Genomic DNA, 20,277 nt, shown 5'->3' with positions numbered 1-20,277 from the left:
CTTGATCACACAGGAGAGACACCATGGCGAAGCCGCCTGTGCGCAAGCCGAAGAAGAAGGTCTGCGCTTTCTGCAAGGACAAGGTCACGTACGTGGACTACAAGGACACGAACATGCTGCGGAAGTTCATTTCCGACCGCGGCAAGATCCGTGCCCGCCGCGTGACCGGCAACTGCACGCAGCACCAGCGTGACGTCGCCACGGCCGTGAAGAACAGCCGTGAGATGGCGCTGCTGCCCTACACGTCCACCGCGCGATAAGGGAAGGGTGACCGACTCATGAAGATCATCCTCACCCACGAGGTCTCCGGCCTCGGTGCCGCCGGCGACGTTGTCGACGTCAAGGACGGCTACGCTCGCAACTACCTGATCCCGCGGAAGTTCGCTATCCGCTGGACCAAGGGTGGCGAGAAGGACGTCGCGCAGATCCGTCGTGCGCGCAAGATCCACGAGATCCAGACCATCGAGCAGGCCAACCAGGTGAAGGCCCAGCTCGAGGGCGTGAAGGTCCGTCTGGCCGTTCGCTCCGGCGACGCCGGTCGTCTCTTCGGTTCCGTCACCCCGGCCGACATCGCGTCCGCGATCAAGGCTTCCGGTGGCCCCGAGGTCGACAAGCGCCGCATCGAGCTGGGCGCCCCGATCAAGACCCTGGGCTCCCACGAGACGTCCGTGCGTCTGCACCCCGAGGTGGCCGCCAAGGTCGCCATCGAGGTCGTCTCTGCGTGACCCAGCGCTCGGTCTGAGCAGCTGAGAGGGGCCGTACCCATCGCGGGTACGGCCCCTCTTCCATGCCGGCGCGTCCTGCGGGGCGCCCGGCGCATGTTTCACGTGAAACGGTCAGCGGATCGTGCTGGTCAGCGGATGGCGCCGGCCCTCGGCTCGTGCTGACCATCGGCTCGTGCTGGTCAGCGGGTCGCGCCCGTCACGAGCCAGCGGCCCGAGCGGCTGCGCCACCAGAGGGTGGCCATGCGGACGGTCATCATCAGCGCCATCGCGGCCCAGACCGCGGTCAGCCCGCCGCCGAGCGCCGGAACGAGCAGGGCCGCCGGCACGAACACCGCCAGGGTCACCAGCATCGCCCCGGCCAGATACGGTCCGTCGCCCGCGCCCATCAGCACCCCGTCCAAGACGAAGACGATCCCGCAGACGGGCTGCGACAACGCCACCACGAGCAGCGCGGGCAGCGCCGTGTCCGTGACCACCGGATCGCTGGTGAACAGCGGCAGGAGGAGCGGCCGGGCGGCGACGACCAGCAGTCCGAGTACGACCCCGGTGGCGATGCCCCACTGCACCATCCGCCGACAGGCCGCGCGGGCGCCCTCGGCGTCGTCCGCGCCGAGGTAGCGGCCGATGATGGCCTGCCCCGCGATCGCGATGGCGTCGAGCGCGAAGGCCAGCAGGTTCCACAGGGACAGGATGATCTGGTGGGCGGCGATGTCCGCGTCACCGAGACGGGCCGCGACCGCAGTGGCGATCATGAGGATCGCCCGCAGCGACAGGGTGCGCACCAGGAGCGGGACACCGGCCTGCGCCGAGGCCCGGATCCCGGCGGCGTCCGGGCGCAGGGACGCTCCGTGCCGGCGGGCGCCGCGTACGACCACGGTCAGATAGACGGCCACCATGGCGCACTGCGCGATGACCGTGCCCCACGCGGAACCGGCGATGCCCAGACCTGCGCCGTAGACCAGGCCCACGTTGAGGGCGGCATTGGCGATGAATCCGGCGACGGCGACATAGAGCGGCGTCCTGGTGTCCTGGAGACCGCGGAGCACTCCGGTGGCGGCGAGCACCATGAGCATGGCCGGGATGCCCAGGGAAGAGATGCGCAGATAGGTCGTGGCATAGGGGGCCGCCGTGGTGGAGGCGCCGAAGAGGTCCACGATGCCGGGCGCCAGGGGGAGGACGACGGCGATGACGGCGATCCCGAGCAGGAGCGCCAGCCAGATGCCGTCCATGCCCTGGCGGATGGCGCCCTGGCGGTCGCCCGCGCCCACCCGGCGGGCCACGGCGGCCGTGGTGGCGTAGGCGAGGAAGACGAAGACGCTCACGGCGGTGGTCAGGAGGGCGGAGGCGACGCCGAGACCGGCGAGCTGGGCGGTGCCGAGGTGGCCGACAATGGCACTGTCCGCCATGACGAAGAGAGGCTCCGCGACGAGCGCGCCGAAGGCCGGGACGGCCAGCGCGACGATCTCTCGGTCGTGCCGTCGGCGGGTGGCCTCGGGGATCTCGGGAGCCTGGGTCATGGGCGCTAATGTAATCGTCCACAGGTAAGAGATGCAATTGCATTGTGACCCTTACTTGTGATCCTGGCCGCCGTCCGCTCGCGCACCGTTCGAACCGATCTTGGTCCGACCGGGAAAGTTTTTCTTCTGCACAGCCGGTGGACGCCGAAGCCGCAGGTCAGGGGCGTGGCCTAGGCGGGATCGAGGGCTTGTTCACAGGGCTGTCCACCGGGTCGTGCACAGGTTTCGGCGAGTTCTCCACAGCATCCGGGCCGTCGTCCACATGGCCTGTGGATAACCAGATTGGCTGACGGTGCCGCGGGGCCTACCGTTGTCCGGCGCCCGCTCCTTCTCCGGGCCCCGGCAGGCGAAGCCTCCGAGGCTTCGGAAACGGCACAAAACCGACGCGCCTTGAGCGGAGTTGGGCCTCTCGATTTGTCAGTGTCGTGCCGTACAAAAGAGGACACGGCGAGGTCCGCCGTGTGACGGGAGGAGGTGGCTCGGTGAGCATTTCCGAGCCCTTGGACGATCCGTGGGCCGACAGCGGACCCAGTGATCGTCTGCCGGCCTCCCGTCGGCGACCCGAGGGCGGCCGGGGTCGTGACGAACAGCACGACCGGGGCCGGGACAACTCCGGCTGGGACGGCGGCGGTTCCTCCTTCGAACGGGTGCCCCCGCAGGACCTCGACGCCGAGCAGTCGGTGCTCGGCGGCATGCTGCTGTCGAAGGACGCCATCGCCGACGTCGTCGAGATCCTCAAGGGCCACGACTTCTACAAGCCCGCGCACGAGACGATCTACCAGGCGATCCTGGACGTCTACGCCAAGGGCGAGCCGGCCGACCCGATCACCATCGCCGCGGAACTCACCAAGCGCGGCGAGATCAACAAGGTCGGCGGTGCCGCGTATCTGCACAGCCTCGTCCAGACCGTGCCGACGGCGGCCAACGCCGAGTACTACGCGGAGATCGTCCACGAGCGCGCCGTACTGCGCCGCCTGGTCGAGGCCGGCACGCGGATCACGCAGATGGGATACGCGGCCGACGGCGACGTCGACGAGATCGTCAACAGCGCCCAGGCCGAGATCTACGCCGTCACCGAGCAGCGCACCAGCGAGGACTATCTGCCGCTGGGCGACATCATGGAGGGCGCGCTCGACGAGATCGAGGCGATCGGCTCGCGCAGCGGCGAGATGACCGGAGTGCCCACCGGGTTCACCGACTTCGACTCGCTCACCAACGGACTGCACCCCGGTCAGATGATCGTCATCGCGGCCCGTCCGGCCATGGGTAAGTCGACGCTCGCACTGGACTTCGCGCGGGCCGCATCGATCAAGCACAACCTGCCGAGCGTCATCTTCTCGCTCGAAATGGGACGCAACGAGATCGCGATGCGCCTGCTGTCCGCCGAGGCCCGCGTCGCGCTGCACCACATGCGGTCCGGCACGATGACCGACGAGGACTGGACCCGGCTCGCCCGCCGGATGCCGGACGTCTCGGCCGCCCCGCTCTACATCGACGACTCCCCGAACCTGTCGATGATGGAGATCCGGGCCAAGTGCCGCCGCCTGAAGCAGCGCAACGACCTGAAGCTCGTCGTCATCGACTACCTCCAGCTGATGCAGTCCGGCGGCTCCAAGCGCGCCGAGAGCCGCCAGCAGGAGGTCTCGGACATGTCCCGTAACCTCAAGCTCCTCGCCAAGGAGCTGGAGATCCCGGTCATCGCGTTGTCCCAGCTGAACCGTGGCCCCGAACAGCGCACCGACAAGAAGCCGATGGTCTCCGACCTGCGTGAGTCCGGCTCGATCGAGCAGGACGCCGACATGGTCATCCTGCTGCACCGCGAGGACGCCTACGAGAAGGAGTCCCCCCGCGCCGGCGAGGCCGACCTGATCGTCGCCAAGCACCGTAACGGCCCCACGGCCACCATCACCGTCGCCTTCCAGGGCCACTACTCGCGGTTCGTGGACATGGCGCAGACCTGATCGGCGCGGCGTCCGTCCTTTCGGGTGTCGGGGTTCCGGTCCTTCGGGCCGGGAGTGCGTGGCTGCTCAGTGCCTCGTCCTGTACCTGGTCAGGACCACGCCGCCGGGGAACGTCCGCGTCTCCAGCAGGTTCACGTCCACCCGGCGGGGCAGCGCGGTGAAGAACGGCGTGCCGCCGCCCACCAGGACCGGATGGGCGACGATCACGTACTCGTCGATCAGCCCGGCACGCATCGCCGCCCCGGCGAGCGTCGCGCCGCCGATGGTCATCGGACCGCCGTCGCCGGCCTTGAGCCGGGTGATCTCGGCGATCGCGTCGCCGGTGACCAGGCGGGTGTTCCAGCCGACCTTGTCGATCGTCGAGGAGAACACCACCTTCGGCGTGTCCCGCCAGTTCCGCGCGAACTCGATCTCCGCCGGAGTGGCGTTGGGCTGCTGGTCGCCGGTGGGCCAGTAGGAGCTCATCGTCTCCCACAGCTTGCGCCCGTACAGCGACAGGCCACTCGCCTTTTCGTGGTCGAGCCACCACTGGAACAGTTCGTCGCTCGGCGGTCCGCTCCAGCCGATGTCGTCGCCTGCCGCGGCGATGTAGCCGTCCAGGGTGAGGTTCATGCCGTAGATCAGTTTCCGCATGGCCCAGCCTTCCATCCGTGGAGTACGGCGTAAGGACCGGCGCGCCGCGGGGAACTCATCGGCGCGCGGTCTGCTTCACCCACTCCGTCGGGCTCCCCGCGAGGGCGTCCAACTGCTCCTTCGTCCAGGAGAGCCCGCCGGTCCGCAGTTGCCGAGCGTCCCGACCTGGACCCGAGGCCGCCTGACCCTGGTCGGCGACGCGGCCCAAGCCGCCTCGTCCAGCTCGGCGCAGGGCGCGACGCCCGGTGACAGCCGGATGCCCCGATCCGAGTGCCCGGCTCATGGGCCGTGCCCGGACGCGGCGCGTGCGGTGGAAATGGATTCGACGCCCGGCGTTCCAGCAGGTGGACTGAGGGGATGACGACTTCACAGGATGCGCTGCTTCCGGGTACGCGGCGCGCGTTGCTGCACAGGATCGCCGTCGCGCAGAGCGAGGGGCGAGCGCCGTCGCTGGTCGCCGCGGTGGTGCGGGACGGGCGGGCCGTGTGGCACGGTGCGCGGAGTTCGGTGGACGGGCAGGCGCCGGACGAGAACGTGCAGTACCGGATCGGGTCGATCACCAAGACCTTCACGGCCGTACTGGTGCTGCGGTTGCGCGACGAGGGCCTGCTCGACCTCGGCGATCCGCTGGACAAGCATCTGCCGGGCACCGGCGTGGGGGACGCCACGATCGCGGAGCTGCTCGCGCACACGTCCGGCGTTGCGGCCGAGTCGCCCGGCCCCTGGTGGGAGCGGACGCCGGGCTCGCTGCGGCCCGAGCTGGGCGATGTGCTCGGCGAGCAGCCCGTGTTGCACCCCGTCGGCCGCCGGCACCACTACTCCAACCCCGGCTACACACTGCTCGGCGCGCTGGTGGAGGAACTGCGCGGCGCCCCCTGGGAGGAGGTGCTGCGCCGGGAGATCCTCGAACCGCTCGGCCTGCACCGGACCACCACTCAGCCGCAGGCCCCGTACGCGGGTGGCTGGGCGGTGCACCCGTGGGCCGACGCCCTGCTGCCGGAGCCGGTGGAGGACCTCGGCCGGATGGCATCTGCCGGCCAACTGTGGTCCACCACGGGTGACCTGGCGAAGTTCGCGGTGTTCCTGGCCCGTGGTGACGACCGGGTCCTCGGCGCGGAGTCGGTGCGCGAAATGCGTACCCCGGCGGCGCCGGCCGAGGCCGCCGATGTGGTGGACGGCGTCACCTACGGGCTCGGCATGCAGCTCCACTCCCGTGACGGGCGGCTGCTGGTCGGCCACTCCGGCTCACTGCCCGGTTTCCTGGCGAACCTCGTCATCAGCGTGGAGGACGACGTGGCGGCCGTGGTGCTCACCAACTGCACCAGCGGGCCGTCCGTGGGCGCGCTGGGCGACGACCTCGTACGGATCGTCGCCGAGGCGGAGCCCCGCATCCCCGAGCCCTGGCGTCCGCTGCGTGAGGTCGACCCGGCGGTGCTGGAGCTGGCCGGGCAGTGGTACTGGGGCACCGCCGCCTTTGGCCTGCGTGTGATGGCCGACGGCCTCATCTCGCTCGGCCCGCTGACCGGCGGCGGTCGCCGGTCCCGCTTCCGGTCGAACGGCGATGGCACCTGGACGGGCCTGGAGGGCTACTACGCCGGGGAGCTGCTGCGGCCCGTGCGGCGGCCGGACGGATCCCTGAGCCACCTCGACCTCGGCTCGTTCGTGTTCACCCGGCAGCCGTACGACCCCGAGGCTCCGGTTCCCGGCGGCGTGGACCCGCAGGGCTGGCGGGGCGTCAAGTAGCGGTCCTGCTGGGGGGTTGCGCCGCCGGTTCTCGTGTTTCACGTGAAACAGGCGGTGCGACCCCTCCGCCCTGCCCTGTTCTGCGCCACCGGTACGGAGAGCGTCAAAGGCGCAGTTTGAAGCCCTCGTGCGAGGCGGTGAATCCGAGCCGCTCGTAGAAACGGTGGGCATCGGGACGCTTCTTGTCGGACGTCAGCTGCACCATCAGGCAGTCGAGCCGCCGGGCCGTGCCGATGGCCCACTGGATCAGCTCGGTGCCCAGTCCGCTGCCGCGTTCGTCGGCGTGGATACGAACCGCCTCGATGAGCGCACGGGTCGCGCCCCGGTGGGACAGTCCAGGGATGATCGTGAGCTGGAGGGTGCCGATCACCCGGCCGTCGCGCACGGCGACGACGAGGTGCTGGTTCGGATCCGCCGTCAGCCGCTTCAGCGCCGCCCGGTACGGGGCCAGATCGTCGGGAGACTCCCGCTGTGCTCCCAGGGGATCGTCGGCGAGCATCGCGACGATCGCCGAAAGGTCGTCGGCGGTCGCGGCCCGTATCTCAAGATCAGCCATGCCCGCACCCTACGCGGGTACGTTCAGCGACTCCACCGCCCGTACCAGCGGCGCCAGTTCGGGGTTCTCCGAGGCGTCGTCCAGGGCCTCGCGCAGGGCGCCGTCATTGGTCGGGCGCGCCTCATCGAGAAGTCGCAGTCCGGCCTCGGTGACGTTGGTGTAGATGCCACGCCGGTCGGTGGGGCACAGATAGCGCTCCAGCAGGCCGCGGTCCTCCAGCCGGGTCACCAGGCGCGTGGTGGCGCTCTGGCTGAGTACGACCGCCTCGGCGACCTGCTTCATCTGGAGGTGCCCGCCCTCGCCGTCGTGCTGCCGGCTCAGCACGTCGAGCAACGAGTACTCGCGCACGCTGAGGTCGTGCTTCGCCTGCAGAGCGCGCTCGATGTGCGCCTCGATCTTTCCGTGCAGCGCAGAGAGGGCGCACCAGCCATGGGCGAGGGCGGTGAGCGCGGGGTCCGTCGCTGTCATGGGCTTTCTCCTCCGACTCGGAGCGGTTGCTCCCAGGGTAGTCCACTCTCCGCAATAGCCTGCTCTTGCATTTAAACCGCGTCTGCAAGTATTGTCAGAGCACGTAAAGCGCTCATGCAATCGTCTGGGAAGGTGTACCCCCCATGCCTCTCGCGCTTCTGGCCCTCGCGATCGGGGCCTTCGGAATCGGTACCACCGAGTTCGTGATCATGGGCTTGCTGCCCGAGGTCGCAGGCGACTTCGGTGTCTCCATCCCCACGGCCGGCCTGCTCGTGACCGGCTACGCGCTCGGCGTGGTCGTCGGAGCCCCGCTGATGACCGTGCTCGGCACCAAGATCCCGCGCAAGCGGATGCTGATGCTGCTGATGGGTCTCTTCATCGCCGGAAACCTGCTGTCCGCCCTCGCCCCCGCGTTCGCGGTCATGGTGATCGGACGCGTGGTCGCCTCGTTCGCCCACGGCGCCTTCTTCGGCATCGGTTCGGTCGTCGCGGCCGAGCTGGTCGCGCCCCAGAAGAAGGCCGGCGCCATCGCCATGATGTTCACCGGTCTGACGGTCGCCAATGTCGTCGGTGTCCCGATGGGCACGCTGATCGGCCAGCACGCCGGCTGGCGTGTGACCTTCGCGGTCGTCGCCGCGCTCGGTGTCGTCGGCCTCGCCGGCATCGCCAAGCTGGTGCCCGACCTGCCCCGGCCCGAGGGCGTGCACCTGCGCCACGAGCTGGCGGCCTTCAAGAACGCCCAGGTCCTGCTCGCCATGGCGATGACCGTCCTCGGCTTCGGCGGCGTCTTCGCGGCCATCACCTACATCGCGCCGATGATGACGCATGTCACCGGCTTCGCCGACAGCTCGGTCACCTGGCTCCTGGTCCTGTTCGGCCTCGGCATGGTCGGCGGCAACCTCGTCGGCGGCAGGTTCGCGGACCGCGCCCTGATGCCCATGCTCTACATCTCGCTCGGCGCCCTGGCCGTCGTCCTGGCCCTCTTCACGCTGACCGCCCACAACAAGATCGCCGCCGCCGTGACCATCGCCCTGATCGGCGCTCTCGGCTTCGCCACCGTCCCGCCGCTGCAGAAGCGCGTGCTCGACCACGCCCACGGCGCCCCGACGCTCGCCTCGGCCGTGAACATCGGCGCCTTCAACCTGGGCAACGCCCTCTCCGCCTGGCTCGGCGGTCTGGTGATCTCGGCCGGCCTCGGCTACACGGCCCCCAACTGGGTCGGCGTGGCGCTCGCCGCGGCCGCCCTGGTCCTGGCCGTTCTCTCGGCTGCCCTGGAGCGCCGCGACGCTCCGCACGGCACCACCGCGGCCGCCTCCGGGTCGCCCGCCGAGCGGCGCACCGCCGTCCACCACTGAGCCGCCCGAACCAGGACCCGGCCCCCCTGCACCGAACCACGGCCCGCGGCCACCCCACCGGAGCCCCCGGCCACCGCACCGAACCGCTGTGCGGCCTCCCGCACAGCGACACCCCCACCGCACCACCGAGGAGAACCTTCCATGACCACCACCGCCGTCGCCCCGCTCACCACCGAGGACGCCGAACTGCTCGTCGGCGCGGCCCGTAGGGCGGCCGAAGAGGCGGGAGTCACCGTCAGCGTCACCGTCCTGGACGCCGGCGGCCATCTGCTGGCCTTCCGCCGGGACGACCGCGCGGTGCTGATCTCCGGCGAGACCAGCACCCGCAAGGCCTACACCGCTCTCCAGCTGAACGCCCCGACGGCCGACCTCGTCGACGCCGTCCAGCCGGGCGGCCTCTTCCACACCCTGCCCACGGCCCTCGACCGGCCGCTGCTGTTCATCGCGGGCGGCGTCCCCGTCCACCGCGACGGCCGGCTGATCGGCGCGGTGGGTGTCGGCGGCGGTACCCCGCAGCAGGACCACGGCTTCGCCACCACGGCTGTAGAGGCCCTCGCCTGATCACCCCGTCCGCAGCTGGCAGGCCCCGCCGCTCCGAGCGGCGGGGCCTGCCGGCGTCGTACGACGTCTCAGCCGGCGGCGACCGTCAGTGGGGCGAACCGGCGCGTCCAGTCGCCCGGAAGCTCGGGGATGCCGTAGGTCATCACGGAGTTGTACGTCACCGAGACCAGGCCCCGATCCTTGGCCCAGGACCGCAGGTCCTCGTGGCGTACGTCGATGTCGGTGCGCAGGGGGCGGTCTGTGCCGGCCGCCAGCGAGGCGATGAGCGCCCGCGCGGTCTCCGTGTCGCGGGCGATCAGCGGGCCGACGACATGGGTGTTCATGTTGGGCCACGCCGCCGCGTATCCGGTGATCCGGCCGTCCTCCTCGGCCACCCGCAGCTGGTCCGCGAAGGCGGGCAGCCGTGCGATGAGCGGTGTCCGGTCGGCGCCGAACACCTCCTCGTCCAGTCGCAGCAGCGCGGGGAGATCCTCCGCGGTGGCGGCCCGCGTCTTCACCCCGAGCTCCGGACCGCCGGGGGTGAAACGACCCCTGAGCATCTCCGCCCGTCCCGTCACCTTGAAGCCCAGCTCCTCGTACAGAGGACGGCCGCTCTCCGTGGCGTAGAGGGTCAGCGGGGTGCCGTCCATGGCGGACACCACGTGCCGCATCAAGCGGCGACCGACACCCCGGCGGGCGTGGCGCTCGGCGACCAGGACCATGCCGACGGCGCCGAGTTCGGGCCGTCCCCAGGAGCCGTACTCGGTGATGACGCACGCGGCGACGAGACCGCCCTGCGGGTCGTCGATGCCGAAGCCCCGGCCCGCGGTGAGGAGGAACCCCCACTTGTGTTCCTCGCGTGGCCACCCCCGGTCCTCGGACAGGTCGGCGCAGGCGGTGAGATCGCGCAGCGTCAGACGACGGATGGGCAGTGCGTCGAGGGAAGGAGTTGGCACGCACGTCAGGCTGTCCGAAGCAACCCCCCGGCGTCCACCGGTTTCACGTGAAACATCGGCCCGTCGTCCACCCGGCGGGATGCGCCCCCTATCCCAGATCGGGAGCGTGCATGGCCCGCACGCCCTCGATGTTGCCGTCCAGATAGTGCCGCAGTGACAGCGGGACGAGATGGACGGATGCGATGCCGACGCGGGTGAACGGGACGTGGACGATCTCGTACTCGCCGACCGGTTCCTCCACCTCGGGGCCATGGCGCAGGGACGGGTCCATGGACTCCAGCCGGCAGACGAAGAAGTGCTGCACCTTCACACCGGTCGCGCCGCCGTCCTCACCGATGTGCTCCACGGTGTCCACGAAACACGGCACCACGTCGCTGATCTTGGCGCCGAGTTCCTCGTACACCTCCCGGTGCAGGGCGTCCACGACGGTCGAGTCTCCGGGCTCGACCCCGCCTCCGGGGGTCACCCAGTAGGGATCGACGCCGGGCTTGGTGCGCTTGATCAGGATCAGGTCGTCACCGTCCAGCAGAACGGCGCGGGCGGTGCGCTTGACCACGGGTCGGACGGTCATGGGAGAAATGTGGCCCGGCTGGTTCCACGTGAAACATCGCAAAGTGGAACCGGTCGACCGCGCTCCGTGGCCGCGAGCGCGTCAGCTCCAGCCCGCGGCCGCACGCAGCAGCCCTTCATGGGCGCGGGCCACGGGCGGCAGGGCGAGCGTGCCCGTGCGGACCACCAGGAAATAGGTGCGCAGCGGCGGCACCACCGGGTCGTACAGGGCCACGACCGCACCCTGGTCGAGGGCAGGTGCGCAGAGATAGCGGGGCAGTACGGCCAGACCCGCGCCCGCGCTCGCACAGGCGAGCACGGCCCGCAGATCGGGCGCGACGACCGTGCCGGGAGCGGCGGGGCGGGCATCGAAGACGGACGCCCAGTAGCGGGAGACGAACGGCAGCGACTCGTGGACGTCGACCATGGGCAGATCCTGGAGGACCGGCGCTCCCTTCAGCCGTAAAGCGTCCGGGTCGAGGTGCTCCGCCCAGCGGGGAGCGGCGACCAGCACATGCTCCTCGTCGCAGAGCGGTGTCGCGGTGAACAGGGCGCCGCGCGGCCGGGCGGTGCTGATGGCCAGGTCGTGGTGGCCGGCCGCCAGTCCCTCCAGGACCTCGTCCGGGGTCCCGAAAGAGGCGCGCAGTGCGAAGCCCCGGCGGCCCTCTCCGGCCAGTTCGGCGAGGGCGGGCAGGGCTCGTTCGGCGGTGAACTCCGGGGGCCCGGCCAGGTGCAGCGTCGTCGGCGAGGACTCGTCGTCGAGCGGACCCTCGGCTATCTCCACCAGCGCGTCGAGGTGGGGCGCGGCCTTGTGTGCGAGTTCGTCGCCGATGGTGGTCGGGGTGACCCCGCGCGCCTGGCGCAGGAAGAGGGGCTTGCCCAGCTGGCGTTCCAGGGTGCGGATCTGCGAGGTGACGGCGGGCTGGGAGAGACCGAGCAGGGCTGCGGCGCGGGTGAAGGAACCGGCCCGGTGCACGGTGACGAAGGTGCGCAGCAAGGCCAGGTCCATGGCATGCCCTCCCCTGCCCCCGCCCTCGTCCGGCCCCGGCAGGCATCAACTATAAATATGTCGATAGGCCCCTGTCGCTAGCGTGATTGGACACTGACAGGGAGTCAACTAGCCTGGATCGCACGGTTCTTCGCAAACGGAACCGGAGACGGTCCGAGCCACGAGGGGGGAGGCTCGGACCGTCGTGCGACACCGGGCCGCCGGCACCGCCCCGGCCGATCACTCCGCCGACTCGTCCAGGGCGCGCAGGACGTCCGCCACCAGGTCCTCGGGATCCTCCGCGCCGACGGACATCCGGATGAAGCCCTCCGGGACGGCGTCTCCGCCCCAGCGGCCGCGGCGCTCGGCCGTGGAGCGCACCCCGCCGAAGCTCGTCGCGTCCTCCACCAGGCGCAGCGCGGCGAGGAAGCGTTCGGCGCGCGCACGCGTGGGCAGCGTGAAGGACACGACGCAGCCGTAGCGGCGCATCTGGCGCGAGGCGGTCTGGTGCGCGGGGTCGTCCGGCAGCCCCGGATGGCGCAGGCCGGTGACCTCCGGCCGCTGCCGCAGGGCCTGGGCGACGGCGAGCGCGGTGGCGTTCTGCCGGTCGACGCGCAACTGGAGCGTGGCGATGGAGCGGTGCGCGAGCCATGCCTCCATCGGGCCGGGGATCGCCCCGACGATCTTGCGCCAGCGACGAACGGCGGCCATCGCCCCGGCATCGCGGCCGGCCACGTACCCGAGGAGGACGTCGCCGTGCCCGGTGAGTTGCTTGGTGCCGCTGGCCACGGCGAAATCGGCGCCCAGGGCCAGCGGGCGCTGGCCGAGCGGGGTGGCGAGGGTGTTGTCGACGGCCACCAGGGTGCCCTGCGCGTGCGCCGCGACCGCCAGCCGCCGGATGTCGCAGACATCGAGCCCCGGATTCGACGGGGACTCGATCCACAGCAGCCTGGCCCCCTCCAGGACGTCCAGCTGGGCGTCCTGGCCGGTGGGGGCGGTGCGCACCTCGACGCCGTACGCCTCCAGCTGGGCGCGGACCAGCGGCAGCGCCTGGTAGCCGTCGGACGGCAGCACCACCGCGTCCCCGGCGCGCAGCTGGGAGAACAGCACGGCGGAGATCGCGGCCATGCCCGAGGCGAACACCAGCGTCTCGACATCCTCCCGTCCGGGCGCCTCCAGCTCGCCGATGGCGTTCTCCAGCAACGTCCAGGTGGGGTTGTCGTCACGGCCGTAGGAGTACGGCCCGGTCACGTCGCCCGGCAGATGAAAGTGCGCGGCGAACACCGGGCCGGGCAGCGTTGGCTCGTGCTTGACCGGCTCGGGCAGCCCGGCCCGCACCGCACGCGTGCCGTCGCCCACCGGCCCCTCGCCGACGGGCCCCCCGTCCGTGGTTGCGTCGCTCATGCGGCCCGTCCCTCCAGGTGCTCCCGTACGGCGGCGAGCAGACCGGCGCTCGCCTCTTCCACCATCTCAAGGCATTCCTCGAAGCCCTCAGGCCCGCCGTAGTACGGGTCCGGCACGTCGAGGTCGCCGCCCGGCGGCTCGTCCGGTGCGAGGGAACCGGGCGACCAGTGGGCGTATGCGCGCAGCAGGCGGACCTTCCGTGCGTCGTCCTCGCTGGGCGCGAGGCGGCGCAGGGCCCGCAGATGCCCGGCGTCGAGGGCGATCACGAGGTCCCGGCGGGCGAACCAGGACGGCTGGAACCGGCGTGCGATGTGGTCGCAGTCGTAGCCGCGGTCCTGGAGGACGGCGACGGTGCGCGGGTCGGCGGCCTCGCCCTCGTGCCAGCCGCCGGTGCCCGCGCTGTCGATCTCCACCAGGTCCGCGAGTCCGGCCTCCGCGACCCGAGCGCGGAAGACGTGTTCGGCCATCGGGGAACGGCAGATGTTGCCGGTGCACACGAAGCAGACGCGGTAGGTCATGGAGGCTCAGTCCTCGTCCGGCAGGATCATGTGCAGGGCCCAGGAGACGACCGAGATGATCAGACCGCCGAGCACGGCCGTCCAGAAGCCCTCCACGTGGAAGCTCAACTGGAGCTTGCCGCACACCCAGGAGGTCAGCAGCAGCATCAGCGCGTTGACGACCAGGGTGATCAGGCCCAGGGTCAGAATGAACAACGGGAAGGTGAGCACCTTCAGGACCGGCTTGACCAGCGAGTTCACCAGGCCGAAGATCAGCGCCACGACGATCAGCGTGCCGGCCTTCTTGGCGGTGCTCGCTCCGGTCAGGGTGATCTTGTCGAGGAGCCAGACCGCCACCGCGAGGGCGCCCGCGTTCACGATCGTCTTGACTACGAAATTCTTCATGTGTCTGATCGTGGCAGACCGGATCGGCAGCGAGCAGTGAGGCGAGGGCGACGAAGCGGATGAAGGCATTCCGGCTGGACGACCTGGAGGCGGAGCGCGCCGCCAACGAGGGTGCCTATCTACAGTTCCTGCGGGAGCGGAACATGTCGGTCGGCCTCTACGCCCTCGACGCGGGCGCGCACGACCCGCAGCAGCCGCACAAGCAGGACGAGGTGTACTTCGTCGTCAGCGGCCGGGCGTCGATCACCGTCGGTCTGGAGACGACCGAGGTGGCGCGGGGCAGCGTGGTGTACGTGCCCGCGGGTGTCGCCCACAAGTTCCACCACATCAGCGAGGATCTGAGGGTTCTCGTCGTCTTCTCTCCACCCGAGGCGTGAGGGTCGCTCTCCGGGTTCCCTAGGGGACGGTTCAGGGGAGGACAAGGGCTGCGCGGCCCCCGTGGGGCCCTCCCGCGGCTCTAGCATCGAGTGCAGGACATCGGGACCGTACGCGACGTACACGTACGCACGAGACGAGAAGGACGAGGCCATGCGAGGGATCTTCGCGGGACTGCCGTGGTGGGTGAAGTGGGTCGCGGTGCCGGTCATCGCCCTGGTCGTGTTCGGCGGCCTGATAGCGAACATCGTCGGATTCGTGATCGGCCTGCTGTTCAAGGCACTGGTCTTCGTGGCCCTGGTCGGCGGCCTGATCTACATCGTGCGCAAGTTCATGTCCAACTCCTCCTCCCACGGCGACTGGTGAGGCACGCGGGAGCCGGTGACCGGTAAGGGGGTGCCGGTTCCCTCGGGGGAGGGAAGTTTCCCCGGGAGCCCGGCCACAGGCGGTGGCAGGCGGTTAGAGTCCGGAACTCCCGCGGGGTGCGGCCCCGCGGGAGGCGCAGAACCCCCTCCGTGCTCCCCACCCCCGCACGGGCTGCCCCTTCGCGCTTCCGGAGTAACCCTTGGCCACGGTCGACACCGCACCGGCGAAAACCCCCGCACTCCCCGCCCAGCCACGCCCCCGCACCCCTCCCGCCCGGCGGCCGTCCGGGATGGCGGTCCCGCCGCAGCCGGCCCCCACGACCACCCTCATCGGCTCCGTGCAGCGCGCCATGCGGCTGCTGGAGACCGTCGCGGCCCACCCGTACGGCGCCCCCGCCAAACAGCTCGCCCGCGCCACCGGCCTGGCCCTGCCCACCACCTACCACCTGCTGCGCACCCTCGTGCACGAGGGCTATCTGCGCCGCGACAAGGGCCTCTTCTACCTCGGTGACGCGGCCGAGCTGCTGAGCAGCAGCGGGGCACGGGAGAAACGTCGCGGCAGGGTCGCGGAGACGCTCGCGCACTGGCGCGATTCCATCGGCGCCCCGATGTACTACGCGATGTACCGGGACGGGGAGATCGAGGTCCTGTGCGTCGCCGACTCCCGTGAGTCACCCGCGGCCGAGGAGTGGGCCGACTTCCGCGAGACCGGGCACGCGCACGCCATCGGGCAGTGCCTGCTCTCCCAGCTGGACGAGAGCGCCCGGCAGGACCATCTCGCCCGCTACCCGGTCCAGGGCCTCACGCCCTACACCGTGCGGGACAGCGACGCCCTGCTGCGCCGGCTGGCGCGGGTGCGGCGCATGGAGACGGTGACGGAGCGCCAGGAGTACGCGCTGGGCACGGTCTGCGCCGCAGTACCCATCACGGTCGGCACGACCGCGGCCACCGTGGCCCTCTCCCTCCCCGCCCATCAGGCCGACCGGCTGCTGCCCGCGGCCCAGCGGCTGCAGACCGAGGTCGGACGGCATCTGGGATCCCTGACCCTTTCTATCAGCATCTGAAAACTTACTCCTTGTGATCCACCGTGTACTTTCAGCAAGATTTACCACGGTCAGAGGGATCAAACCCGGCCAGTCGATGTCATATGACGGGGTAGGCGATGCGCGAGTCCGTACAGGCAGAGGTCATGATGAGCTTTCTCGTCTCGGAGGAGCTCTCCTTCCGCATTCCGGTGGAGTTGCGCTACGAGACCGGCGATCCTTACGCCGTGCGGCTCACCTTCCATCTGCCGGGTGATGCCCCGGTCACCTGGGTCTTCGGCCGGGAACTGCTGATCGACGGCGTCGGACGGCCGTGCGGGGAAGGGGATGTGCGCATCTCCCCGGTCGAGGCCGAGGTGCTGGGCGAGGTGCTGATCCGGCTTCAGGTCGGCAGCGACCAGGCCCTGTTCCGCTCGTCGGCTTCGCCGCTCGTGGCCTTCCTCGATCGCACGGACAAGCTGGTGCCGCTCGGACAGGAGGGTGCGCTCGCCGACTTCGACACGCATCTGGACGAGGCGCTGGACCGCATCCTGGCCGAGGAGCAGAGCGCGGGCTGAGACACCGCGGGACGGAGCGCGGACGCTCCGCTCGGTGGTACGGGGCTTTGCAGGAACGCTTCTTCAGGGATTTCCGCACCCTGCCGCATGGACCGGGCAAGCCGGACAGCCCGCCCCGCCTCACCGCTTCCGGCGCCGCCCCCGGCCACCGCGAGCGGGCAGGGACCGGGTACCGGTGGGGGTCTCCGGGGCCGGGGCGCTGCGATCGGCCGCCACCACCAGCGCGGCGAGCGCGGTGGTGGCCGGGACCGAGGCGACCAGGCCGATGGAGCCCACCAGGGTGCGCACGATCTCCTCGGCCACCAGCTCGCTGTTGGCCACCGTCCCCACGCTGCTCTGCGCGATGGAGAACAGCAGCAGCAACGGCAGCGCGGCGCCCGCGTAGGCGAGCACGAGGGTGTTGACGACGGACGCGATGTGGTCGCGGCCGATGCGGATGGCTGCCCGGTACAGACCGCGCGGGCCCATCGTGGGGTTGGCCTCGTGCAGTTCCCATACGGCGGAGGTCTGGGTGACCGTCACATCGTCCAGGACGCCGAGCGATCCGATGATGACTCCGGCCAGCAGCAGACCGCTCATATCGATCTTCGGGTACAGCCCGTGGATCAGACCGGTGCTGTCGTCGGTGTTGCCGGTCAGGGCGGCCCAGCCGATGAACACGGAGCCGAGCAGACCGATCAGGGTCAGCGAGATCAGCGTGCCGAGCACCGCCACCGACGTACGGGCCGACAGTCCATGGCACATGTACAGGGCGATCAGCATGATGGCGCTCGACCCGATCACCGCCACCAGCAGAGGGTTGGAGCCCTGGAGGATCGCGGGCAGGATGAACTGGTTCAGCACCAGGAAGCTCACCGCCAGCGCCACGAGGGCCATGACACCGCGCAGCCGGCCCACCACCACGACGGCGAGCGCGAAGATGCCCGCGAGCAGCGCCATGGGGAACTTGCGGTTCACATCGGCGACCGAGTACTGGAGGTCCTCGGGGGCGGTGGGCTCGTAGGCGGCGATGACCTGCTCGCCCTGACGCAGTTGCCGGGGCTGGTCGGGCTGCACGATCTCGGTGAACGTACGGCCCTTGTCCTTGCCGGTGTCGACCCGGACCGTCGCCTTCTTGCAGCTGCCGCCGGACTGCCGGCCCGCCGGGGCGCCGCCGGGGGCATCACCGCTCGGTGCCCCGCCGCCCGCGCTCACCGAGGCGCAGCTCACCTCGATCACACGGGTGACGGTGGCCTGTTGGGTCTGCCGGTCGAAGCCGACGCCGCTGTGCTTGTGCGCGGGGGCGCCACCGGGCCAGAGCACCACCAGACCGGCCACGACCGCAGCGGTGAACGGGACGAGGATCGCCGCGATCACCTTGCGCAGATGCCGGGAGACGGGCGCGGCGGGCCCATGGCTGTGACCGTGCCCGTGTCCATGACCGGCACTGTGCCCCTGCCCCTGCTCCCGACCGTGCCCGTGCCCCTGTGCGTGACCGTGGGCCGGAGCCGGGCCCTCAGACGCGGCTCGCGCGTGGCCGTGGTCGTGGCGGTGGCCCCGGCTCAAGGGCTCCGAGCCGTCGGGCCGGCGCGGTCCGGGCGGCTGGTACGGGTGCTGGTCCATCCGGGTCATCGCCAGATCATCGCAAGAACCGGGGAGGGCCCACTGTTCATCGCGTCACGGATGACGCTAGCGTGGAGACACCTTTGCACACGCGGGAGCTCGGAGCACCGGGCTGAGAGGGCGCTGACCTCCGTAGAGCGATGTTTCACGTGGAACATGCGATGTTCCCCGAGAGACCTCGGACGACGGGAATCGCTGCGTCGACCGCCGAACCTGTTACCGGGTAATGCCGGCGTAGGGAGTAGGTCTCATGACCAACAAGGACGCACGCACGCCTGCCTCCGCCCAGGACGACATGTCCTCGGAGGCCGGGAAGTCCATCGGCTGGCACAAGGCGTATGTCGAGGGCTCGCGCCCCGACCTGCGCGTGCCGGTCCGTCAGGTGCACCTCACCAACGGGCAGTCGGTCACGCTGTACGACACCTCGGGCCCGTACACCGATCAGCTCGTCGACACCGACGTCCGCCGGGGGCTGGCGCCGCTGCGGGAGAACTGGATCATCGCCCGCGGCGACACCGAGGAGTACGCGGGCCGTCCCGTCCGTCCCGAGGACGACGGGATCAAGCACACCGCGCCGCGCGGCGGGCTGCGGAACCTGGACGCGGTCTTTCCGGGCCGTCCGCGCCAGCCACGCCGGGGCCGTGGCGGACAGGCGGTGACGCAGCTCGCGTACGCGCGCCGGGGCGAGATCACGCCGGAGATGGAGTTCGTGGCCCTTCGGGAGAACGTCTCCCCCGAGGTGGTGCGCGAGGAGATCGCGGCGGGCCGGGCGGTGCTGCCGGCCAACGTCAACCACCCGGAGATCGAGCCGATGATCATCGGCAAGCGGTTCCTGGTGAAGGTGAACGCCAACATCGGCAACTCCGCGGTGACCTCGTCCATCGAGGAGGAGGTGGAGAAGATGACCTGGGCGACCCGCTGGGGCGCCGACACGGTCATGGACCTCTCCACCGGCCGCAACATCCACACCACCCGCGAGTGGGTGCTGCGCAACTCCCCCGTCCCCATCGGCACGGTGCCGCTGTACCAGGCACTGGAGAAGGTCGACGGCAGGGCCGAGGAACTGACCTGGGAGATCTACAAGGACACCGTCATCGAGCAGGCCGAGCAGGGCGTGGACTACATGACCGTCCACGCGGGCGTACGGCTGCCGTTCGTGCCGCTCACGGCCAATCGCAAGACCGGCATCGTCTCGCGGGGCGGCTCCATCATGGCCGCGTGGTGCCTGGCGCACCACAAGGAGTCGTTCCTGTACGAGAACTTCGAGGAGCTGTGCGAGATCCTCGCCGCGTACGACGTCACGTACTCGCTGGGCGACGGACTGCGGCCCGGCTCCATCGCGGACGCCAATGACGAGGCCCAGTTCGCGGAGCTGCGCACGCTCGGGGAACTCGGCCGGATCGCCCGGCGGTTGAATGTGCAGACGATGATCGAGGGCCCCGGACATGTCCCGATGCACAAGATCAAGGAGAACATCGACCTCCAGCAGGAGATCTGCGACGAGGCGCCGTTCTACACGCTCGGCCCGCTGACCACGGACATCGCACCGGCGTACGACCACATCACCTCCGGCATCGGCGCCGCGATGATCGCCTGGTGGGGCACGGCGATGCTCTGCTACGTCACACCGAAGGAGCACTTGGGCCTGCCCAACCGGGACGACGTCAAGACCGGCGTCATCACCTACAAGATCGCCGCCCACGCGGCCGACCTCGCCAAGGGGCATCCGGGGGCCCAGGACTGGGACGACGCGCTGTCGGACGCGCGCTTCGAGTTCCGCTGGGAGGACCAGTTCAACCTGGCCCTCGACCCGGACACGGCCCGTGACTTCCACGACGAGACCCTTCCGGCCGAGCCCGCCAAGACGGCCCACTTCTGCTCCATGTGCGGACCGAAGTTCTGCAGCATGAAGATCTCGCAGGACATCCGCCGCGAACACGGCGGCAACCGGGCCGAGATCGAGGAGGGCATGGCCCAGAAGTCGAAGGAGTTCGCCGAGGCGGGGAACCGGGTGTACCTGCCGATCGCGGACTGACGA

The 20,277-nt window shown here is 70.3% G+C and carries 22 protein-coding genes; 11 read left to right on the top strand and 11 right to left on the bottom strand.

Going from position 1 to position 20,277, the window contains the following annotated elements; all coding sequences use genetic code 11:
- Positions 1-23 precede the first annotated feature (23 nt).
- Together rpsR and rplI are read left to right on the top strand one after the other, a co-directional pair.
- A complete protein-coding gene (gene rpsR / locus ACZ7EC_RS14160; RefSeq protein ID WP_003949403.1) occupies positions 24-260 on the top strand; it encodes a 30S ribosomal protein S18 in 237 nt (78 codons plus the stop codon).
- 18 nt (positions 261-278) lie between these two features.
- Positions 279-725, top strand: a complete 447-nt coding sequence (gene rplI / locus ACZ7EC_RS14155; RefSeq protein ID WP_397985069.1) for a 50S ribosomal protein L9 — start codon at positions 279-281, stop codon at positions 723-725.
- Between the two features lie 179 nt (positions 726-904).
- Here rplI and ACZ7EC_RS14150 read toward each other — a convergent pair whose 3' ends face one another.
- On the bottom strand, positions 905-2,242 hold the full coding sequence (locus ACZ7EC_RS14150; RefSeq protein ID WP_471062346.1) for an MATE family efflux transporter: 1,338 nt from the start codon (positions 2,240-2,242) through the stop codon (positions 905-907).
- Positions 2,243-2,724: 482 nt separating this feature from the next.
- Between ACZ7EC_RS14150 and dnaB the strand changes: the two genes are divergently transcribed.
- Positions 2,725-4,203: a replicative DNA helicase gene (dnaB, locus tag ACZ7EC_RS14145; protein ID WP_397985071.1), complete on the top strand. Its 1,479-nt coding sequence runs from the start codon at positions 2,725-2,727 to the stop codon at positions 4,201-4,203.
- 66 nt (positions 4,204-4,269) lie between these two features.
- On the opposite strand, the gene ACZ7EC_RS14140 is transcribed toward dnaB, so the two are convergent.
- The gene (locus ACZ7EC_RS14140) at positions 4,270-4,836 is read right to left on the bottom strand and encodes a dihydrofolate reductase family protein (protein ID WP_471062345.1); all 567 of its coding nucleotides are present in this window, start codon (positions 4,834-4,836) and stop codon (positions 4,270-4,272) included.
- A 357-nt stretch (positions 4,837-5,193) separates the two neighbouring features.
- On the opposite strand from ACZ7EC_RS14140, the gene ACZ7EC_RS14135 reads away from it, so the two are divergent.
- Positions 5,194-6,579 carry a serine hydrolase domain-containing protein gene (locus ACZ7EC_RS14135; RefSeq protein ID WP_471062344.1) on the top strand — a complete coding sequence of 462 codons (1,386 nt, stop codon included), beginning with the start codon at positions 5,194-5,196 and terminating at the stop codon, positions 6,577-6,579.
- A 103-nt stretch (positions 6,580-6,682) separates the two neighbouring features.
- On the opposite strand, the gene ACZ7EC_RS14130 is transcribed toward ACZ7EC_RS14135, so the two are convergent.
- Both ACZ7EC_RS14130 and ACZ7EC_RS14125 read right to left on the bottom strand, forming a co-directional pair.
- On the bottom strand, positions 6,683-7,135 hold the full coding sequence (locus ACZ7EC_RS14130) for a GNAT family N-acetyltransferase (RefSeq protein ID WP_471062343.1): 453 nt from the start codon (positions 7,133-7,135) through the stop codon (positions 6,683-6,685).
- 9 nt (positions 7,136-7,144) lie between these two features.
- A complete protein-coding gene (locus ACZ7EC_RS14125; RefSeq protein ID WP_471062341.1) occupies positions 7,145-7,603 on the bottom strand; it encodes a MarR family winged helix-turn-helix transcriptional regulator in 459 nt (152 codons plus the stop codon).
- 143 nt (positions 7,604-7,746) lie between these two features.
- Between ACZ7EC_RS14125 and ACZ7EC_RS14120 the strand changes: the two genes are divergently transcribed.
- Together ACZ7EC_RS14120 and ACZ7EC_RS14115 are read left to right on the top strand one after the other, a co-directional pair.
- On the top strand, positions 7,747-8,958 hold the full coding sequence (locus ACZ7EC_RS14120; RefSeq protein WP_471062339.1) for an MFS transporter: 1,212 nt from the start codon (positions 7,747-7,749) through the stop codon (positions 8,956-8,958).
- A 141-nt stretch (positions 8,959-9,099) separates the two neighbouring features.
- Positions 9,100-9,519: a GlcG/HbpS family heme-binding protein gene (locus ACZ7EC_RS14115; protein ID WP_471062337.1), complete on the top strand. Its 420-nt coding sequence runs from the start codon at positions 9,100-9,102 to the stop codon at positions 9,517-9,519.
- A gap of 68 nt (positions 9,520-9,587) precedes the next feature.
- On the opposite strand, the gene ACZ7EC_RS14110 is transcribed toward ACZ7EC_RS14115, so the two are convergent.
- The 6 genes from ACZ7EC_RS14110 to ACZ7EC_RS14085 all read right to left on the bottom strand — a co-directional run bounded on the left by ACZ7EC_RS14110 (position 9,588) and on the right by ACZ7EC_RS14085 (position 14,297).
- Positions 9,588-10,454, bottom strand: a complete 867-nt coding sequence (locus ACZ7EC_RS14110) for a GNAT family N-acetyltransferase (RefSeq protein ID WP_471062335.1) — start codon at positions 10,452-10,454, stop codon at positions 9,588-9,590.
- An 88-nt stretch (positions 10,455-10,542) separates the two neighbouring features.
- On the bottom strand, positions 10,543-11,025 hold the full coding sequence (locus tag ACZ7EC_RS14105) for an NUDIX hydrolase (protein ID WP_471062333.1): 483 nt from the start codon (positions 11,023-11,025) through the stop codon (positions 10,543-10,545).
- Between the two features lie 81 nt (positions 11,026-11,106).
- Positions 11,107-12,012 carry a LysR family transcriptional regulator gene (locus ACZ7EC_RS14100; RefSeq protein WP_471062332.1) on the bottom strand — a complete coding sequence of 302 codons (906 nt, stop codon included), beginning with the start codon at positions 12,010-12,012 and terminating at the stop codon, positions 11,107-11,109.
- Between the two features lie 219 nt (positions 12,013-12,231).
- Positions 12,232-13,395 (bottom strand): cystathionine gamma-lyase, encoded by a 1,164-nt coding sequence (locus tag ACZ7EC_RS14095; protein WP_471062330.1) that lies wholly within the window; start codon positions 13,393-13,395, stop codon positions 12,232-12,234.
- Positions 13,392-13,913 carry a low molecular weight protein-tyrosine-phosphatase gene (locus ACZ7EC_RS14090; RefSeq protein WP_471062328.1) on the bottom strand — a complete coding sequence of 174 codons (522 nt, stop codon included), beginning with the start codon at positions 13,911-13,913 and terminating at the stop codon, positions 13,392-13,394. Before ACZ7EC_RS14090 ends, ACZ7EC_RS14095 begins: the two co-directional genes overlap by 4 nt.
- Positions 13,914-13,919: 6 nt before the next feature.
- Positions 13,920-14,297: a phage holin family protein gene (locus ACZ7EC_RS14085; protein WP_471062326.1), complete on the bottom strand. Its 378-nt coding sequence runs from the start codon at positions 14,295-14,297 to the stop codon at positions 13,920-13,922.
- 59 nt (positions 14,298-14,356) lie between these two features.
- Between ACZ7EC_RS14085 and ACZ7EC_RS14080 the strand changes: the two genes are divergently transcribed.
- The 4 genes from ACZ7EC_RS14080 (at position 14,357) to ACZ7EC_RS14065 (ending at position 16,637) form a co-directional block, all read left to right on the top strand.
- Positions 14,357-14,674 carry a cupin domain-containing protein gene (locus ACZ7EC_RS14080; protein WP_159703016.1) on the top strand — a complete coding sequence of 106 codons (318 nt, stop codon included), beginning with the start codon at positions 14,357-14,359 and terminating at the stop codon, positions 14,672-14,674.
- Between the two features lie 151 nt (positions 14,675-14,825).
- Positions 14,826-15,038: a DUF5326 family protein gene (locus ACZ7EC_RS14075; protein ID WP_471062323.1), complete on the top strand. Its 213-nt coding sequence runs from the start codon at positions 14,826-14,828 to the stop codon at positions 15,036-15,038.
- A 199-nt stretch (positions 15,039-15,237) separates the two neighbouring features.
- The gene (locus ACZ7EC_RS14070; RefSeq protein ID WP_471062322.1) at positions 15,238-16,101 is read left to right on the top strand and encodes an IclR family transcriptional regulator; all 864 of its coding nucleotides are present in this window, start codon (positions 15,238-15,240) and stop codon (positions 16,099-16,101) included.
- 98 nt (positions 16,102-16,199) lie between these two features.
- Entirely contained in the window at positions 16,200-16,637 is a 438-nt protein-coding gene (locus ACZ7EC_RS14065) for an SsgA family sporulation/cell division regulator (protein ID WP_471062321.1), read from the top strand.
- 120 nt (positions 16,638-16,757) lie between these two features.
- On the opposite strand, the gene ACZ7EC_RS14060 is transcribed toward ACZ7EC_RS14065, so the two are convergent.
- Positions 16,758-18,248 carry a YibE/F family protein gene (locus tag ACZ7EC_RS14060; protein ID WP_471062320.1) on the bottom strand — a complete coding sequence of 497 codons (1,491 nt, stop codon included), beginning with the start codon at positions 18,246-18,248 and terminating at the stop codon, positions 16,758-16,760.
- A gap of 241 nt (positions 18,249-18,489) precedes the next feature.
- Between ACZ7EC_RS14060 and thiC the strand changes: the two genes are divergently transcribed.
- Positions 18,490-20,274: a phosphomethylpyrimidine synthase ThiC gene (gene thiC, locus ACZ7EC_RS14055; protein WP_471062319.1), complete on the top strand. Its 1,785-nt coding sequence runs from the start codon at positions 18,490-18,492 to the stop codon at positions 20,272-20,274.
- Positions 20,275-20,277: the final 3 nt, after the last annotated feature.

The sequence above is a fragment of the Streptomyces sp. NPDC037203 genome, from assembly GCF_055605065.1.
This window is presented reverse-complemented; position numbering and strand designations above follow the sequence as displayed.

Bases quoted from the DNA above. Each gene is read 5' to 3' on its own strand.
- rpsR (WP_003949403.1), top strand. From the start codon at position 24: ATGGCGAAGCCGCCTGTGCGCAAGCCGAAGAAGAAGGTCTGCGCTTTC.
- rplI (WP_397985069.1), top strand. From the start codon at position 279: ATGAAGATCATCCTCACCCACGAGGTCTCCGGCCTCGGTGCCGCCGGC.
- ACZ7EC_RS14150 (WP_471062346.1), bottom strand. From the start codon at position 2,242: ATGACCCAGGCTCCCGAGATCCCCGAGGCCACCCGCCGACGGCACGAC.
- ACZ7EC_RS14140 (WP_471062345.1), bottom strand. From the start codon at position 4,836: ATGCGGAAACTGATCTACGGCATGAACCTCACCCTGGACGGCTACATC.
- ACZ7EC_RS14135 (WP_471062344.1), top strand. From the start codon at position 5,194: ATGACGACTTCACAGGATGCGCTGCTTCCGGGTACGCGGCGCGCGTTG.
- ACZ7EC_RS14130 (WP_471062343.1), bottom strand. From the start codon at position 7,135: ATGGCTGATCTTGAGATACGGGCCGCGACCGCCGACGACCTTTCGGCG.
- ACZ7EC_RS14125 (WP_471062341.1), bottom strand. From the start codon at position 7,603: ATGACAGCGACGGACCCCGCGCTCACCGCCCTCGCCCATGGCTGGTGC.
- ACZ7EC_RS14120 (WP_471062339.1), top strand. From the start codon at position 7,747: ATGCCTCTCGCGCTTCTGGCCCTCGCGATCGGGGCCTTCGGAATCGGT.
- ACZ7EC_RS14115 (WP_471062337.1), top strand. From the start codon at position 9,100: ATGACCACCACCGCCGTCGCCCCGCTCACCACCGAGGACGCCGAACTG.
- ACZ7EC_RS14105 (WP_471062333.1), bottom strand. From the start codon at position 11,025: ATGACCGTCCGACCCGTGGTCAAGCGCACCGCCCGCGCCGTTCTGCTG.
- ACZ7EC_RS14100 (WP_471062332.1), bottom strand. From the start codon at position 12,012: ATGGACCTGGCCTTGCTGCGCACCTTCGTCACCGTGCACCGGGCCGGT.
- ACZ7EC_RS14095 (WP_471062330.1), bottom strand. From the start codon at position 13,395: ATGAGCGACGCAACCACGGACGGGGGGCCCGTCGGCGAGGGGCCGGTG.
- ACZ7EC_RS14090 (WP_471062328.1), bottom strand. From the start codon at position 13,913: ATGACCTACCGCGTCTGCTTCGTGTGCACCGGCAACATCTGCCGTTCC.
- ACZ7EC_RS14085 (WP_471062326.1), bottom strand. From the start codon at position 14,297: ATGAAGAATTTCGTAGTCAAGACGATCGTGAACGCGGGCGCCCTCGCG.
- ACZ7EC_RS14080 (WP_159703016.1), top strand. From the start codon at position 14,357: ATGAAGGCATTCCGGCTGGACGACCTGGAGGCGGAGCGCGCCGCCAAC.
- ACZ7EC_RS14075 (WP_471062323.1), top strand. From the start codon at position 14,826: ATGCGAGGGATCTTCGCGGGACTGCCGTGGTGGGTGAAGTGGGTCGCG.
- ACZ7EC_RS14065 (WP_471062321.1), top strand. From the start codon at position 16,200: ATGCGCGAGTCCGTACAGGCAGAGGTCATGATGAGCTTTCTCGTCTCG.
- ACZ7EC_RS14060 (WP_471062320.1), bottom strand. From the start codon at position 18,248: ATGACCCGGATGGACCAGCACCCGTACCAGCCGCCCGGACCGCGCCGG.
- thiC (WP_471062319.1), top strand. From the start codon at position 18,490: ATGACCAACAAGGACGCACGCACGCCTGCCTCCGCCCAGGACGACATG.